This is a genomic window from Shimia aestuarii, from assembly GCF_022814865.1.
Taxonomy (GTDB): domain Bacteria; phylum Pseudomonadota; class Alphaproteobacteria; order Rhodobacterales; family Rhodobacteraceae; genus Shimia; species Shimia aestuarii_A.
Genome location: NZ_JAKVRD010000007.1, coordinates 69,354 through 84,039, shown reverse-complemented (window position 1 = coordinate 84,039; position 14,686 = coordinate 69,354). Strand labels below are relative to the sequence as shown.

Here is a 14,686-nt window from a genome sequence, read left to right as displayed (position 1 = left end):
TCGCGTCGGTATTACGTCGGTATTGCGTCAGTGCAGATTTCAGGCGCGCGGCGCGAGCGCGGCTTGGGCCTTCTTGGTCAGGCTCGCGCGGATGAGGTCGTAGGAGGCGGTGATGCGGTGGCGCAGTTCCTCGGTCTCGGCATCCAGTGGCAGGTGAATCCAGCTCTTGTGAAAATAGGGGGCCTTCACGCCGACGCCCGCGTCGATCAGCATCTGCGCGGTCTCGACATCGGGGGTCTTCACGGAGACACCAGTGCCTTGCGCGCCGATGGCGGCAAAGATCTTGTCTCCGACCTTCCAGACATCATGCCCCGGCCCGAAAGGTTCGGACCAGTCGGCACCGGGCAGGGCGGCGCAGATCGTATTGACGGTGTCACGGCTCATGGCTCGTAGGGTGAGGTGCAGGCTGGCCTGCGTCAAGCGTCTTGACCGCTCCGAAAGGGCAGCCTAGGGTCTGGCGCATGAAGATCACCTGCACCATCATTATTTGCTGCATTCCCTGCTGAGACATTCCGGCGGGCCGTTCTTCTATTCCAAACATGATCTGAAGTTGTTAAGCCCGCCGCGCAAGCTCTCTTTGCGTGCCCGAAGGACGAGACATGACGACGATCAAACTGCACAACACCAAGACCCGCAAGAAAGAGGTCTTTACCCCGATCGACCCCGAGAATGTGCGGATGTATGTCTGTGGTCCGACGGTCTATGACCGCGCCCATATCGGCAATGCGCGGCCCGTGGTGGTGTTCGACGTGCTCTACCGGCTTCTGCGCCATGTCTATGGCGCGGATCACGTCACCTATGTGCGCAATTTCACGGATGTGGATGACAAGATCAACGCACGCGCCAAGGAGTCGGGGCGCGAGATCGGAGAAATCACGGCGGAGACGACGCAATGGTATCTCGACGACATGCGTGCGCTTGGGGCGATGGATCCCAATGAGATGCCGCGCGCGACCGCCTATATCCCGCAGATGATCGCGATGATTGAAAAGCTCATCGCGGATGACTTTGCCTATGCCAAGGATGGGCATGTCCTGTTCCGTGTGCGGGCCTACAAGCATTATGGCGCGCTTTCTGGTCGTTCGGTCGATGACATGATCGCGGGCGCGCGGGTCGAAGTTGCACCTTACAAAGAAGATCCGATGGATTTCGTGCTTTGGAAGCCGTCTTCGGAGGATTTGCCCGGTTGGGATAGCCCGTGGGGGCGGGGGCGTCCGGGCTGGCATATCGAATGCTCGGCCATGGCCAAGGACCTATTGGGCGAGACCTTTGATATCCATGGCGGTGGCAACGATCTACAGTTTCCGCACCATGAAAACGAGGTCGCGCAAAGCTGTTGTGCGTCGGGCCATGCCGAGGACGGTGGTGGGTTTGCGAATTACTGGCTGCATAATGAGATGTTGCAGGTCGAGGGCAAGAAGATGTCCAAGAGTCTGGGCAACTTCTTTACCGTGCATGATCTGTTGGAGCAGGGCGTGCCAGGCGAGGTGATCCGGTTCGTGTTCCTCTCGACCGACTACCGAAAGCCAATGAACTGGACCGAGAACAAACGAGCGCAGGCTGAGAGAACATTGCGAAAGTGGCGTGCCCTTTGCCGCGGAGTTACTCCGCAAGAAGAAATGCCTCCTCGCTTTCTAGAAGCACTGTGCGACGACCTTAACTTTGGCAGCGCAATGTATTTCCTGAGGGTGTATGCAAAGGAAGGACAAGCTGCGGCATTGCTCCGCGGAGCTCAACTAATTGGCTTGTTAACAGATGAAATGGGTGGATGGGACGAAGCCCCGGACTTTGATCTTTCCAACTATGAAATCCTGCTCGCCAACACCCGCGCCAAAGCCATGGAAACCAAGGACTTCTCCGAAGTAGATCGCCTCAAGGCGGCGCTGGTTGCGGCGGGCGTTGAGGTACGGATGAGCAAGGCAGGGGTCGAGTTGCTCCCGGCGGCGGGGTTCGATCCGGCCAAGCTGGAGGGGCTGCTATGACCAAGGACCGCCTCTATCTCTATGACACGACGCTGCGCGACGGGCAGCAGACGCAGGGCGTGCAATTCTCGACGCCCGAGAAGATGCAGATCGCCAAGGTGCTTGATCAGTTGGGGATCGACTATATCGAGGGCGGCTGGCCCGGCGCGAACCCGACCGACAGCGAGTTTTTCGAGGCCCGCCCCGAGATGCGCGCGACGTTCACCGCCTTTGGCATGACCAAGCGGGCGGGGATGTCGGCGGAGAACGATGACGTGCTTGCGGCGGTCATGAATGCGCACACGCCGGCGGTGTGCCTTGTCGGCAAGACGCATGATTTCCATGTCACGACCGCGCTTGGCATTACGCTTGAGGAGAATGTCGAGAACATCGCGAAATCCCTGACCTATCTTGTCGCGCAAGGCCGGGAGGCGCTTTTTGATGCCGAGCATTTCTTTGACGGCTACAAGGCCAATCCGGCCTATGCGATCGAGACGGTGAAAGCGGCCTATGACGCTGGGGCGCGGTGGGTTGTTCTTTGCGATACCAATGGCGGGACGCTACCGGGCGAGGTTCGGGCGATCACCGAGGCGGTCATCGCAGCGGGCGTGCCGGGCGATCATCTGGGCATCCATACCCACAATGATACCGAACACGCGGTGGCCAACTCACTGGCGGCGGTGGATGCGGGCGCGCGACAGGTGCAGGGAACGCTCAACGGGCTTGGCGAACGCTGTGGCAATGCGAACCTGACGACGCTCATTCCGACGCTCTTGCTTAAGGAGCCCTATGCCTCGAGGTTTGAGACCGGGATCACGCGTCAGGCGCTCAAAGGGATCACGCGGGCGAGCCGATTGCTCGACGATATCCTGAACCGTGTGTCGATGAAACAGGCGCCTTACGTGGGGGCCTCGGCCTTTGCCCACAAGGCGGGGCTTCATGCGAGCGCGATCCTCAAGGACCCGTCGACCTATGAACATGTGGAGCCGGGCCTTGTCGGCAACGAGCGCATCATCCCCATGTCAAACCAAGCCGGGCAGTCGAACCTGCGCAAGCGGTTGGCGGATGCGGGCCTTGAGGTCGAGAAGGGGAACCCAGCGCTGGGGCGTATCCTCGACCGTATCAAGGCGCGGGAATCCGAGGGGTTCAGCTATGACACCGCGCAGGCGAGTTTCGAGCTCTTGGCGCGCGAAGAGCTTGGCCTCACCGAGGTGTACTTTGACGTGGAGCGCTACCGGGTGATCTCTGAGCGCCGCCGGAATGCGCGCGGGCAGCTCGTCGTGGAATCCGAGGCGGTGATCACCGTGCAGATGCCGGACGGGGCGAAGGTCACCTCCTTCTTCAAGAACGAGCATGAGCATGACATGAGCGACGAGGGGCCGGTCAACGCGCTCTGGCAGGCGCTCAAGAAAGACCTTGGCCCGTATCAGGACAGCATCGACGCGGTGCGACTCGTCGACTTCAAGGTGCGGATCACCAATGGCGGCACTGAGGCCGTGACGCGTGTCATCATAGACTTCGAGGATGACGCCGGGCGGCGTTGGGCGACGGTCGGGGTTTCGGCGAACATCGTTGATGCGTCTTTCGATGCGCTTCTTGATGCGATCAACTGGAAGCTCACGCGGGATGCGCGGGTTCAGATCTAACCCCTATGGGAGTCTTGTTTTTGTTTTTTTCGATTTTGAAATTCCTCCTGATTTCGATCGCAATTACCGCGATCATTCCGATCGTTCTTATCCTGTCGCAGAGGCCCGTTGATCCAGAGGATCTCCCGGCGGGGAAGATGAGCTTTGATGATGTGACAGCCGACAGGCCGCGCGCCGAAATGGTGCTTGATCAGGTCGAGGCGCGCGATGGCGAGACACTCAGCGCCTGGTCGTTGCCCGCATCGCGCCAAGATGTGCCGCTTGTGGTCATGGTGCATGGATCGGGCTGGCATGGCGGGCAATTCGCCGGTCTTGCGGCGCGGCTCGAGGGGGCGGCGGATGTCTTGGCGGTCAATCTACGTGGCCATTTCAACGGGCCGGGGATGCGCGGTGATATCGCCTATATGGGCCAGTTGGAGGACGATCTGGCCGATCTGATCGCAGCCAAACGCAAGCCGGGGCAGGAGGTTGTCCTTCTCGGTCATAGTTCTGGCGGCGGGCTTGTCGTGCGGTTTGCAGGCGGCGCGCATGGCGGGATGATCGACAAGGCGGTTTTGCTCGCGCCTTTCCTCAAGCACAACGCGCCCACGACGCGGGCGAAATCCGGCGGGTGGGCGCATGTGCTCTTGCGGCGGATTATTGGCCTGTCGATGCTGAATACAGCGGGCATTCACGCGCTCGACCATCTGACGGTGATTCAGTTTGCCATGCCGAAAGCCATCCGTGAGGGGGAGCGCGGGAACGAGGCGACGCTGGCCTATTCCTGGCGCTTGAACCAATCCTATGCGCCGCGCGGAGACTATCTTGCGGATGCAGCCGCGTTGCCCGAATTCCTTTTGGTCGTAGGTAAGGATGACGAGAGCTTTGTTGCGCAAGGCTATGAGCCGCTTCTTGCGCCGGTCAATGACAGCGGGCAGTACCATGTGCTCGACGGGGTGACGCATCTCGGCGTGGTTGACGCGGCGCGCACCGCAGAGTTGATCCGGGGCTTTTTGTCATGAGCGCAGGGGACGATCTTGGGGCTTGCGCGCTGATCGTGCAGAAGGGTGATCCGGATCGGTTCCTTGCCACGATGGCCGCGAATCCGGCGGCGCGCGAGGTGCTTTTCCCGCTACATGCCTTTGCCATCGAGATCGCGCGCGCGCCGTGGGTCACGCAGGAAGCGATGATCGGCGAGATGCGCCTGCAATGGTGGCGCGATGCGCTCGAGGAGATCGGCAGCGGCGGCAGGGTGCGGCGCCACGAGGTTGTGACGCCGCTTGCCGCATGGCTCGACCCAGAAGGCGCGGCGGTGCTTGATGCGGCCGTAGAAGCGCGGCGTTGGGATCTTTACCGCGAGCCGTTCGAGGATGAGGCTGCCTTTGCCGCGCATATCGACGCCACGACCGGCGGGCTTTTTGGGGTCGCGGCGCGCGCGCTTGGCGCAGCGCAAGAGCGTGTCGTGCGCGATTTCTCCTATGGGGTTGGTGTGGCCAATTGGCTTTTGGCGATCCCTGACCTTGAGGGGCGGGGATGTTTCCCGCTTGTCGATGGGCGCCCCGAGGCGGTTGCGGAGCTTGCCCGCGAAGCGCTTGCGCGACTATTGGCAGCGCGGGCGCAGCGTGGCGCGGTGTCGCGCGCGGCTGGTCAGGCGTTGTTGGCGGGTTGGCAGGCTGAAGGCGTGCTGCGTCGGGCGATTGAAGCCCCGGGCCGTGTGGCGTCGGGCGACTTGGCGGCGAGCGAATTTGCGCGCAAGGCCGGGTTGATGCGTCGGGCGCTCACGGGCCGTTGGTAAGCGGCGCGCGCCCGAGGGCGCGCACAGGATGAGCGCCTTTGGCGCGAGGAAGGGGCCAGCCCCTCACCTTGCTTTTGCCGGAGCAAAAGCAACGCTCACCCCGGGATATTTTCGGCAAGAGGAAAAGGCCCTGCTCAGTCTTCCTTGGGGCGCAGCACGAGCCAGATCAGCGCGCCGCCTGCGAGCATCAGGAACGGGGCCATGGCAAGGTTCACCGAGGTCCAGCCGACCTCTGCCGTGCCGCCGGAGCAGTTCATCAAGCCGCCCGAGGCGAGCGAGGCCATGGTGACGCCGCCGAAGACGAGAAGATCGTTGAGGCCCTGCATGCGGCCGCGTTCATGCGGCTCATGCGCCCCGGCGAGCATGGCGGTTGCGCCGATGAAGCCGAAGTTCCAGCCCACGCCCAGGAGGATCAGAGCGATGAAGAAGTTTTCGAGCTCCACGCCTTGCAGAGCGACGACCCCGGCCCCGGCGAGGATCAGCAGGCCGAGGGCGACGATCTTCTCGGTGCCGAAGCGGGCGATCAGGTGGCCGGTAAAGAAGGAGGGGATATACATCGCCAGCACGTGGGCCGAGACGATATCCGCAGCCATGCCTTCCTCAAAGCCACAGCCGACGACTGCGAGCGGTGTTGAGGTCATCACCAGGTTCATCAGCGCGTAGGAGACCATGGCACAGATCACGGCCACGGCAATGCGCGGCGTGGTGATGAGTTCCCAGCGGCTACGGCCATAGGGGGCATCGGCGCTTGGGGCTTGAGGGCGGGGGATGTGGATGAAAAGAAAGAGCGCGGAGCCGACCACGTTGATGGCGATCACGGTGAGGTAGGTGCCAAGGAAGGGAATCACCATCGACTGGCTTGTGACCTTGACCAGTTGTGGGCCGATGATGGCGGCGGCGAGGCCCCCGGCCATAACATAGGAAATCGCCTTGGGACGGAAGGCGTCGGAGGCAGTATCGGCGGCGGCGAAGCGGTAGAAACCCTGCGCGCTCATGTAGATGCCGGTAAACAGGCTGCCGATGAGGAAGACGGTGAAGGAGTTGAGGTAGAGGCCGTAGGCGCCGATGGCCGCACCGATCGCCCCGCCCATCGCCCCGAGCATGAAGCCCGCGCGGCGGCCATATTTCTGCATGATCATCGAGACCGGTGTCGCGGCAAGCATGGAGCCGATGACGATCAGCGAGATCGGCAGAGTTGCGAAGCAGGGATTGGAGGCGAGCGATTGCCCGGCGAGGCCGCCAATGGTGAAGATCATCGGCATCTGGGCGCCGAGAAAAGCCTGTGCCAGGACCAGCACAATCACGCTGCGTTTGGCGGTGCTATCGTCTACGGTATGAATCATGGACAAAGCGTTAGCTTGATATGTGAAGCGCGTCCAGCGGGACGCGGGGGCGAATGAGATGACGGTCGGACGGATTATCGAGAGCGATGCCTGCGTGGCGGAAGGGGCGGCGTGGCTTGCTGCGCAAGAGCCACGCTTTGCCGAGGCGCTTGCCGTGACCGGGAGCTTGCCGCTTCGGCGCAAGAAGGACGGGTTCGAGCCGCTTCTGAGCGCGATCGTGAGCCAGCAGGTCAGCGTGGCGGCGGCGGAGGCGATCTGGCAGCGGATGCGGGCGGCGCGTCTGACCGGGCCGCGCAAGATCATGTGGGCGAGCGATGACGCGTTGCGGGCCTGTGGCCTGAGTCGTCAGAAGGTGCGCTATGCCCGTGCTTTGGCTGAAGCGCGCATTGATTTCAAAGGGTTGCGAGATGCTCCGAATGCAGAGGTGATCGCGACCCTCACGCAGGTGAGCGGGATCGGTGTGTGGACGGCAGAGATCTACGCGATGTTCTCGCTTGGGCGGGCGGATGTGTTCGCGCCGGGCGATCTTGCGCTTCAGGAATCGGCGCGGGTTCTCTTTGCGCTTGACGAACGCCCCAAGGAACGCGCCTTTCGCGAGCTGGCCGAGGGCTGGGCACCGTGGCGGGCGGTTGCAGCGCGGCTTTTGTGGGCTTACTACCATCATGCAAAGGACAGGGAAGGGATCAGATGACTCGTGTTTTGACCAGTGGCCGCAAGGAGCCGCAATCGGGCACCACCCGTTCGGTGGTGATTTTCCTGCATGGCTATGGCGCCAATGGGGCGGACCTTCTCGGGCTTGCTGATCCGCTGGCCGAGCATTTGCCGGACACGCTTTTCCTTGCGCCGGATGCGCCGGAAAGCTGTGCCGGGGTGCCGTTCGGGTTCCAGTGGTTTCCGATCCCGTGGATCGACGGCTCGTCGGAAGAAGAAAGCGAGCGCGGGATGCGGGCGGCGATCGACGATCTCAATGCCTATCTCGATGGTGTAATGGTCGACGAGGACGTGCTGCCAGAGCAGGTTGTCCTGTTCGGGTTCAGCCAAGGCACGATGATGAGCCTGCATGTCGCTCCGCGTCGGGAAGACCCGGTGGCGGGGATCGTGGCTTTCTCCGGGCGGCTTCTTGCGCCGGAAACGCTTGAGGATGAGGCGCTTTGCCGTCCTCCGGTGCTTCTTGTGCATGGGGATGCCGATGATGTGGTGCCGGTACAGTCCTTGCCGGAGGCGGCAGAGGCACTTCAAAAGGCCGGGTGGACCGATGTCTACGCCCATATCATGAAAGGCACTGGCCACGGTATTGCACCGGACGGTCTTTCGGTGGCGCTTGCCTTCATGCGCGACAAGCTTAGCCTCTGAAGCGCGTGACATTTATGCACGGCCCATCGTGTTCCTCGGCGGGATTGCGTCGGCGGGGCATTTTGGGTTTCGTGCGCCACGCGCAATGGCCTATAGATGGGGCAGATGCGCCCATTTCAGGACCGGAGAAACCCGTGACCGTATTTACCAAAACGCCTTTCAAACCGTCCAACAACAAGAGGCTTTTCGGCCTCGCAGCGGGGCTCGTGATGACCGCGGGGGCGGTTGCGGCCCAAGGGACCGGATTGCGCACCCCCGTCGAGATGCATCCGGATCGCTTTGTCAATTTCACCACCGCGAACCTTTTGCCGGCTGGCACGCTTCGGCTTTGGGTTGGATCGCACCAGACCGCGCCGGGCAAGGCCGCAGTTGGCACCGCGAACCAGACCTATTACGGCGGTGTGACCTATGCGGTTAGTCCCCGGTTCCAGATCGGGATCGGACACTCGGAGTTTCATGATCCGCCCGTGTCACCGATTGGCGGTGTGACCTCGCAGATTCGGTTCCACACCACGAGCCTTGAGGGCAAGGTTGGCCTTGTCGAATCCGGCCCTTGGAAAGTGGCTGTGCAAGGCTCGGTCGAGCAGTTCATCTTCCGCTCTCCCTATTTCGGCATCCCAACTGCGGCGAGCAATTCGCATGTGGTGGGTTCGCTGCACGTACCGGTGAGCTATTCTGTGTCCGATGCGTTGCAACTTCATGTGACGCCGGGGGTCAGCGCGCTGCCCGATACGATTGGCGGGCTGCCGTTCTATGGCACGGTGGCGAGCCTCGGGGCTGGGTTTAGTTATAAACCGTCGCTGCGTTGGACCACCTATGGGGCGGTGAATGTTCCGCTCTCGGGAGGCAATTCGATCTCGAGCGCGGGCGCGATTGAGAAGAAACCGGTTCTAACACTTGGGGCGCGGTTCAACATCTCTCCCAAAGGGGCGCTTGATGTTTTTGTGACCAACGGGCTTGGGGTGTCTCCCGCGACGCGGATCATGACCATGTTCCCCGATGGCGATCAGTTTATGGTTGGTGCGACCATGACCTATACGCCGGGGCGCGGTCCGGCCTATCGGCCGAACTACCGCGGTCTTGCAGCCGAACCGCTGACCATGCGGCAACGCCATTTGCAGCGCGACGGCTTTACCCTTGCATCCGCGGATACGCTCACGCCCGGGATATTCGTTGGGCGCGCGAGCGGCGGATCGGATGGCGCCTATGCTGGCGAGCTTCAGTTCAGCCCCGACTATGACGGGCAAATCGATGTCAGCTATGAGAAATTTGCCAATGACGGCTCGGTGCCGGTTGGCACGATCCCGAGCCGCGCCGCAAGCTATGCGCTGGGTCTGAAGCTGCGCTTCATGGATCAGAACAACGGTAGCCCGTTCTCTCTCTCGATGCTGGCGAAGTTGGGTCGTGATCGGTCCGGGTCGAAGAATGGGACGTTCTTCATTGCGATGCCGATGATGTATAAGGCGAGCCCGAAACTCGCCCTTATGGCAAGTCCGAAGGCGGCTGCCTTTAGCTCGAAAGAGTACTATGGTCTCGGTCTTGGTGTGAACTATGAGATCGCGCCGGGCCTTGAGGTCATCGGCGAAGTGACACCGGTCAGTGCAGGACAGCGCACTGTGTGGGCGACGGGCCTGCGCTATTATCCGAAGAACAGCAGTGCGAGCATCGATCTTTCGGCGACGAATGCCATTGGCAGCGAAGCGCTTGGGTCGATGATCGGGCAATCGGATGTGCGCGTATCGCTTGGTATCACGCTGGCGCTTGACGCGCGCGGGTTCCGTTAGAGCCCTTTCGACGACGCAAAGCCACAGATCGTAGGCCGATGCCCTTGGGGTGTCGGCCTTTTTTCTGCGCGTCTGCCTGTCATATGGGCGTTACGGACACACTCTATCCCTGTTGTCATCCGCATATATCATGAGGCTTGTCAGATGCTTGCCACGAGATATAGTGGGTACAGGCAGGGGCGGGTTCGCCCGCCTCGGTGCCATGAGACTGGGCAGGCGAGGCGAAGGGCGACTCGGAACAATGGACGGCGATTTCAGGACAGAATTCACACGGCAACCGGCGGGGATGCGTCAGCACCCGGCGCTTGTGCTCAATGCGGACTACAGGCCGCTTTCTTATTACCCCCTCTCTCTTTGGCCTTGGCAGGATGCGGTCAAGGCGGCGTTCATGGACAGGGTCGATATCGTGGCGGAATATGATGCGGTCGTGCGAAGCCCCTCGACCGAGATCAGGATCCCGAGCGTCGTCGTCCTCAAAGACTATGTCAAACCCCAAAAGCGCGTGGCCTTCACGCGCTTTAATTTGTTTCTGAGGGATGAATTCCGCTGTCAGTATTGCGGCGCGAAGGGCGATTTGACCTTTGACCATGTGGTGCCGCGCGCGGCGGGCGGGGTCACGAGCTGGCAGAACGTGGTTGCAGCCTGTAGTCCCTGCAACCTGCGCAAGGGGTCAAAATCCTTGCGTCAGGCAGGGATGCACCTGCGCAAGCCGCCCCGGCAGCCAGCCTCAGAAGAGCTGCGCAATATGGGGCGGCGCTTTCCGCCGGGCTACCTGCACGAAAGCTGGCTCGACTTTCTCTACTGGGATGCCGAGCTTGAGGCGTGATCAGAGATCATCCATGAGGCGGTTGGCCTCGCGCGACAGCGCGCCGGCGAGGATGTCGGTGCCGGGGCGGGGTTCGAACGCGGCGGGCTGGATCAGGGCGATCGTGCGCTGCGTGCGCGGGGCGTCGATCCGGCGCATGACGGTATCGCCGATCCGGCGCGCCTCGGCGGCGGCATAGAGCCGGGGGAGGACCGCGACCCCATTTCCCGCCGCCGCCATGATACGGATCGCGGCGAGGCTCGTGCCTTCATACTCATCCGGCACATGGGCATTGGCCTGCGCGGCGAGCTCCGCGACGATCCCGGAGAGACGATGGCGCGGCCCGATGGTCAGCAGGCTGCGCCCGGCGAGCGCGTCGGGGGCGAGAGGCGCGTCAGTTGCGGCAAGCGGGTCATCCGGGGCGAGCGCGGCCCAGAGGCTTTCGTGAAAGAGCGGCGTCTGAAGCGTGCCGGGGTGATCCTCTGGCGTGGACAGGATCATGTCGAGCCGTCCCGCGCGCAGTCCCTGCTCAAGATCCGTCGTGGCCTCCTCGCGGATCACGAGGCGAAAACTCGGGTGGTCGCGGTGCAATTCACGCACCACGCCGGGCAGGAGGTAGGGGCCGATGGACGGCAGCACGCCGAGGCGCAGGCGCCCGTCAAAAATCCCGTCGCCCGTCACGGAGGCGCGCAGGTCTTCCATCTCGTTCAGGATGCGCCGCGCCCGGCGCACGATCTCGACCCCGGCCTCGGTCAGTGTCGCGCCGTGGCGCCCCCGGTTGAAGACCCGCGCGCCGAGATCGGCCTCGGCCTCTCCGATCTGGGTCGAGAGGCTTGGCTGGCTGATATTGAGCCGCTCGGCGGCGAGTCCGAAACGCCCGCAATCCGCGACTTCGACGAGATATTGAAGCTGGCGCAGGGTTGGGCGCATTTACATAGTCCAAAACTATCAAAATCGTTGAAACAATATATTGGAGATATGATTTGGTTCAAGCCATACCGCCAGCCCAGTGAAATAACGAAAAATAAGGAGGCCCGTGATGGATACGGCCCTGACCATGCTGGCGGACAATCTTCTCGTTCCGACAATCCTTTTCTTCGCGCTCGGCCTCGTGGCGGCGGTCATGCGCAGCGACCTTTCGATTCCCGTGGGCGCGGCGAAGGTCATGTCGATCTACCTCCTCTTTGCCATCGGCTTCAAAGGCGGTGTGGGTGTCTCCGAGTCCGGGGCCTCTGGCAAGCTCATCGCGACGCTCTTTGCGGGGGCGGTGCTCTCGCTCCTGATGCCGTTCCTCGCCTATATCCTCCTGCGCGCGCTCACGCGGCTTGGTCAGCTCGATGCGGCGGCGGTTGCCGGGCACTATGGCTCGATCTCCATCGTGACTTTCGTGACGGCGTCGAACCTTCTGGAAACACAAGGGATTTCCTCGGAGAGCTACATCGTGGCGGTGGCCGCGGTGATGGAGGTTCCGGCGATCCTCTCGGCGCTCTGGCTCGCGGCGCGGAGCCGCCCGGGCACCAAGCTCGACGCGACGCTCTTGCGCGATATCCTTGCCAACGGTTCTATCGTTCTTCTTGTCGGGGCCTTCGTGATCGGCGCGGTGACGGGCAAGCCGGGACTTGAACAGGTTGATGAATTCATCGTCGTGCCCTTTACCGGCGTACTTTGCCTTTTCCTCCTCGACATGGGCCTTTCGGCAGGGCGCAGCCTTCTCAGCCATCGCAGCGAACTGAGCCTCGGGCTCTTTGCCTTCGGCTGTCTCATGCCGGTGATCGGCAGCGTCCTCGGCCTCGGCGCGGGGGTGGCCATCGGCCTGTCGCAGGGGGGCGTGTTCCTGATGATGACGCTGGCGGCGTCGGCCTCCTATATCGCCGTGCCCGCCGCCATGCGCATTGCCTTGCCCGAGGCGAAGGCGGGGGTCTACCTCTCCGCCTCGCTCGGGATCACCTTCCCGTTCAACCTGACGCTTGGCCTGCCGCTCTATGCATGGCTGGCGGCGATGGTGGCCTAGCCCGCCGCGCGGGTCAGCATCCCGAAGAGATCGCGCGGATCGTCGGGATCGGCAAGAAGATCGAGATCCTGGTGAAACGGGGTCTCGAGCACCGTGTCGCGCACGTAGCGCAGGGCCGAGAAATCCTCGATGGCAAAGCCGACCCCGTCAAAGAGCGTGATCTGGCGCGCATCGCGGCGGCCTTGTTTCGCGCCGGTGATGACTTCCCAAAGCTCGGTCACGGCAAAGTCCTCGGGCATCTGTTGGATCTCGCCCTCAATGCGGGTCTGAGGCGGGTATTCGACGAAGACGTCAGAGCGCTCGAGGATGCCCTTGGCCAGTTCCGTCTTGCCCGGACAGTCGCCGCCGATGGCATTGATATGCACGCCGGCGCCGACCATGTTGTCGCTGAGAATGGTGGCATATTGCTTGTCGGCGGTGCAGGTGGTGAGGATCTGCGCGCCCTCGATGGCTTCTTCCGGCGAGGTGCAGCGGATCACGGTGAGGCCGGTGCCTTCGAGGTTCGCTGCGCATTTCTCGGTCGCCTTTGGATCGCGGTCAAAGAGGCGCACGGTGTCGATGCCGACGATGGCCTTCATGGCGAGGCTCTGGAACTCGGACTGCGCCCCGTTGCCGATCATGGCCATGGTCGAAGACCCCTTTGGCGCCAGATGCTTGGCGACCATTGCTGAGGTGGCGGCGGTGCGCAGTGCGGTCAACAGCGTCATCTCCGTAAGGAGCGTTGGGTAACCGGTATAGACATTGGCAAGCAGGCCAAAGGCGGTCACGGTCTGAAGCCCTTCGGAGGTGTTCTTGGGGTGGCCGTTCACGTATTTGAAGCCATAGGCCTCGCCATCCGAGGTCGGCATCAATTCGATCACGCCGACATCGGAATGCGAGGCGACGCGCGGGGTCTTGTCGAAAAGCTCCCATCGGCGGAAATCGTCCTCGATATAGGCGGCGAGGTCGGTGAGCATCTTCTCAAGGCCGACATGATGCACGAGGCGCATCATGTTTTCGACGCTGACGAAGGGGACGAGGGCTTTGTGAGAGGGTTGGATCATGAGTAGCTCCGGGTCACGCGGTCAAAGATGTTGCGGCCAAGGGCCGACGCGGCGAGGTCCACCATGAGTTTGGCGGTGCGGCCGCGGGTATCGAGGAAAGGGTTCAATTCCACGAGGTCGAGAGAGGTCATCAACCCGCTGTCATAGAGCATTTCCATCACCAGATGCGCCTCGCGCACCGTAGCGCCGCCGGGAACGGTCGTGCCGACGGCAGGGGCCACATCGGGGTCGAGAAAGTCCACATCGAGGCTCACATGCAGCATACCCTTGGCTGCTGCGACGCGGTCGAGGAAGGCGGCGAGGGGACGGGCGATGCCGTGCTCATCAATCTCGCGCATGTCATGGGCGTGGATTCCCGTCTTTTCGATCGCGGCACGTTCGGCGCGGTCGACCGAGCGCAGCCCGAGGAGGCAGATGTTCTCTTCTGGCACGGCAGCGGGCAGGGGCGGGAAGGCGTCGAAACCTTTCTGACCACTGATATAGGCGACCGGGGTGCCGTGGAGATTGCCGGAATCCGTGCTGCCGGGGGTGTGAAAATCGGTATGGGCATCCAGCCAGAGCACGAATTGCGGACGGCCTTCGCGCGCCGCATGAGCCGCGACTCCGCTCACCGTGCCAGCGGAGAGCGCATGGTCGCCGCCCATGAAAATCGGCAAACCGTCGGCCATCGCCGCCTCGGCGCTTTTCTGTAGCGCGCGGGTCCAGGCGACGGTCTCATTGAGCGCGTGCAGATGGGTGTCTTTGGCCTCGGGAGCAAAAGCGCCGGGCTGAACATTGCCTGTGTCGGTGACGGTATGGCCTAGGTCGATGAGGCTCTCGGAGAGGCCTGCGGTGCGATAGGCGTCGGGCCCCATGAGACAGCCGCGTCGCCGCTTGCCGCAATCCATAGGCACCCCGATCAGATGAATGGGTTTGGTGGTCATGTCGCGTTTCCATTTTCCGGGTCTGACGCGAAGATGCGTGCGA

14 protein-coding genes are annotated in these 14,686 nt (G+C 62.4%); 9 read left to right on the top strand and 5 right to left on the bottom strand.

The window, feature by feature from the left end; all coding sequences use genetic code 11:
- Positions 1 to 39 precede the first annotated feature (39 nt).
- Entirely contained in the window at positions 40 to 420 is a 381-nt protein-coding gene (locus MK745_RS09145) for an MmcQ/YjbR family DNA-binding protein (RefSeq protein ID WP_431978966.1), read from the bottom strand.
- A 179-nt stretch (positions 421 to 599) separates the two neighbouring features.
- On the opposite strand from MK745_RS09145, the gene cysS reads away from it, so the two are divergent.
- Genes cysS through MK745_RS09125 form a run of 4 tightly spaced genes read left to right on the top strand, consistent with a single transcriptional unit; the run spans position 600 to position 5,381 of the window.
- On the top strand, positions 600 to 1,982 hold the full coding sequence (gene cysS, locus MK745_RS09140; protein ID WP_243612985.1) for a cysteine--tRNA ligase: 1,383 nt from the start codon (positions 600 to 602) through the stop codon (positions 1,980 to 1,982).
- Entirely contained in the window at positions 1,979 to 3,607 is a 1,629-nt protein-coding gene (gene cimA / locus MK745_RS09135; protein ID WP_243612984.1) for a citramalate synthase, read from the top strand. Before cysS ends, cimA begins: the two co-directional genes overlap by 4 nt.
- A gap of 20 nt (positions 3,608 to 3,627) precedes the next feature.
- Positions 3,628 to 4,608: an alpha/beta hydrolase gene (locus MK745_RS09130; RefSeq protein WP_243612983.1), complete on the top strand. Its 981-nt coding sequence runs from the start codon at positions 3,628 to 3,630 to the stop codon at positions 4,606 to 4,608.
- Positions 4,605 to 5,381 carry a squalene/phytoene synthase family protein gene (locus tag MK745_RS09125; protein ID WP_243612982.1) on the top strand — a complete coding sequence of 259 codons (777 nt, stop codon included), beginning with the start codon at positions 4,605 to 4,607 and terminating at the stop codon, positions 5,379 to 5,381. Before MK745_RS09130 ends, MK745_RS09125 begins: the two co-directional genes overlap by 4 nt.
- A gap of 134 nt (positions 5,382 to 5,515) precedes the next feature.
- On the opposite strand, the gene MK745_RS09120 is transcribed toward MK745_RS09125, so the two are convergent.
- Positions 5,516 to 6,724, bottom strand: a complete 1,209-nt coding sequence (locus MK745_RS09120; protein ID WP_243612981.1) for an MFS transporter — start codon at positions 6,722 to 6,724, stop codon at positions 5,516 to 5,518.
- Between the two features lie 58 nt (positions 6,725 to 6,782).
- On the opposite strand from MK745_RS09120, the gene MK745_RS09115 reads away from it, so the two are divergent.
- The 4 genes from MK745_RS09115 to MK745_RS09100 all read left to right on the top strand — a co-directional run bounded on the left by MK745_RS09115 (position 6,783) and on the right by MK745_RS09100 (position 10,687).
- Positions 6,783 to 7,415 carry a DNA-3-methyladenine glycosylase family protein gene (locus tag MK745_RS09115; RefSeq protein ID WP_243612980.1) on the top strand — a complete coding sequence of 211 codons (633 nt, stop codon included), beginning with the start codon at positions 6,783 to 6,785 and terminating at the stop codon, positions 7,413 to 7,415.
- Positions 7,412 to 8,077, top strand: a complete 666-nt coding sequence (locus tag MK745_RS09110; protein ID WP_243612979.1) for an alpha/beta hydrolase — start codon at positions 7,412 to 7,414, stop codon at positions 8,075 to 8,077. Before MK745_RS09115 ends, MK745_RS09110 begins: the two co-directional genes overlap by 4 nt.
- A gap of 134 nt (positions 8,078 to 8,211) precedes the next feature.
- Positions 8,212 to 9,861 carry a hypothetical protein gene (locus MK745_RS09105; RefSeq protein ID WP_243612978.1) on the top strand — a complete coding sequence of 550 codons (1,650 nt, stop codon included), beginning with the start codon at positions 8,212 to 8,214 and terminating at the stop codon, positions 9,859 to 9,861.
- Between the two features lie 241 nt (positions 9,862 to 10,102).
- Positions 10,103 to 10,687 (top strand): HNH endonuclease, encoded by a 585-nt coding sequence (locus MK745_RS09100; protein WP_243612977.1) that lies wholly within the window; start codon positions 10,103 to 10,105, stop codon positions 10,685 to 10,687.
- Here MK745_RS09100 and MK745_RS09095 read toward each other — a convergent pair whose 3' ends face one another.
- The gene (locus MK745_RS09095; protein ID WP_243612976.1) at positions 10,688 to 11,596 is read right to left on the bottom strand and encodes a hydrogen peroxide-inducible genes activator; all 909 of its coding nucleotides are present in this window, start codon (positions 11,594 to 11,596) and stop codon (positions 10,688 to 10,690) included.
- Positions 11,597 to 11,705: 109 nt separating this feature from the next.
- On the opposite strand from MK745_RS09095, the gene MK745_RS09090 reads away from it, so the two are divergent.
- Entirely contained in the window at positions 11,706 to 12,677 is a 972-nt protein-coding gene (locus tag MK745_RS09090) for a sodium-dependent bicarbonate transport family permease (RefSeq protein WP_243612975.1), read from the top strand.
- Here the strand turns inward: MK745_RS09090 and MK745_RS09085 are convergent.
- Both MK745_RS09085 and rocF read right to left on the bottom strand, forming a co-directional pair.
- Positions 12,674 to 13,720, bottom strand: a complete 1,047-nt coding sequence (locus MK745_RS09085) for an ornithine cyclodeaminase (RefSeq protein ID WP_243612974.1) — start codon at positions 13,718 to 13,720, stop codon at positions 12,674 to 12,676. The genes MK745_RS09090 and MK745_RS09085 overlap by 4 nt on opposite strands.
- On the bottom strand, positions 13,717 to 14,643 hold the full coding sequence (gene rocF, locus MK745_RS09080; protein WP_243612973.1) for an arginase: 927 nt from the start codon (positions 14,641 to 14,643) through the stop codon (positions 13,717 to 13,719). Before rocF ends, MK745_RS09085 begins: the two co-directional genes overlap by 4 nt.
- Between the last annotated feature and the right edge of the window lie 43 nt (positions 14,644 to 14,686).

Bases quoted from the DNA above. Each gene is read 5' to 3' on its own strand.
- MK745_RS09110 (WP_243612979.1), top strand. From the start codon at position 7,412: ATGACTCGTGTTTTGACCAGTGGCCGCAAGGAGCCGCAATCGGGCACC.
- MK745_RS09090 (WP_243612975.1), top strand. From the start codon at position 11,706: ATGGATACGGCCCTGACCATGCTGGCGGACAATCTTCTCGTTCCGACA.
- MK745_RS09120 (WP_243612981.1), bottom strand. From the start codon at position 6,724: ATGATTCATACCGTAGACGATAGCACCGCCAAACGCAGCGTGATTGTG.
- MK745_RS09085 (WP_243612974.1), bottom strand. From the start codon at position 13,720: ATGATCCAACCCTCTCACAAAGCCCTCGTCCCCTTCGTCAGCGTCGAA.
- MK745_RS09125 (WP_243612982.1), top strand. From the start codon at position 4,605: ATGAGCGCAGGGGACGATCTTGGGGCTTGCGCGCTGATCGTGCAGAAG.
- MK745_RS09115 (WP_243612980.1), top strand. From the start codon at position 6,783: ATGACGGTCGGACGGATTATCGAGAGCGATGCCTGCGTGGCGGAAGGG.
- cysS (WP_243612985.1), top strand. From the start codon at position 600: ATGACGACGATCAAACTGCACAACACCAAGACCCGCAAGAAAGAGGTC.
- cimA (WP_243612984.1), top strand. From the start codon at position 1,979: ATGACCAAGGACCGCCTCTATCTCTATGACACGACGCTGCGCGACGGG.
- rocF (WP_243612973.1), bottom strand. From the start codon at position 14,643: ATGACCACCAAACCCATTCATCTGATCGGGGTGCCTATGGATTGCGGC.
- MK745_RS09100 (WP_243612977.1), top strand. From the start codon at position 10,103: ATGGACGGCGATTTCAGGACAGAATTCACACGGCAACCGGCGGGGATG.
- MK745_RS09095 (WP_243612976.1), bottom strand. From the start codon at position 11,596: ATGCGCCCAACCCTGCGCCAGCTTCAATATCTCGTCGAAGTCGCGGAT.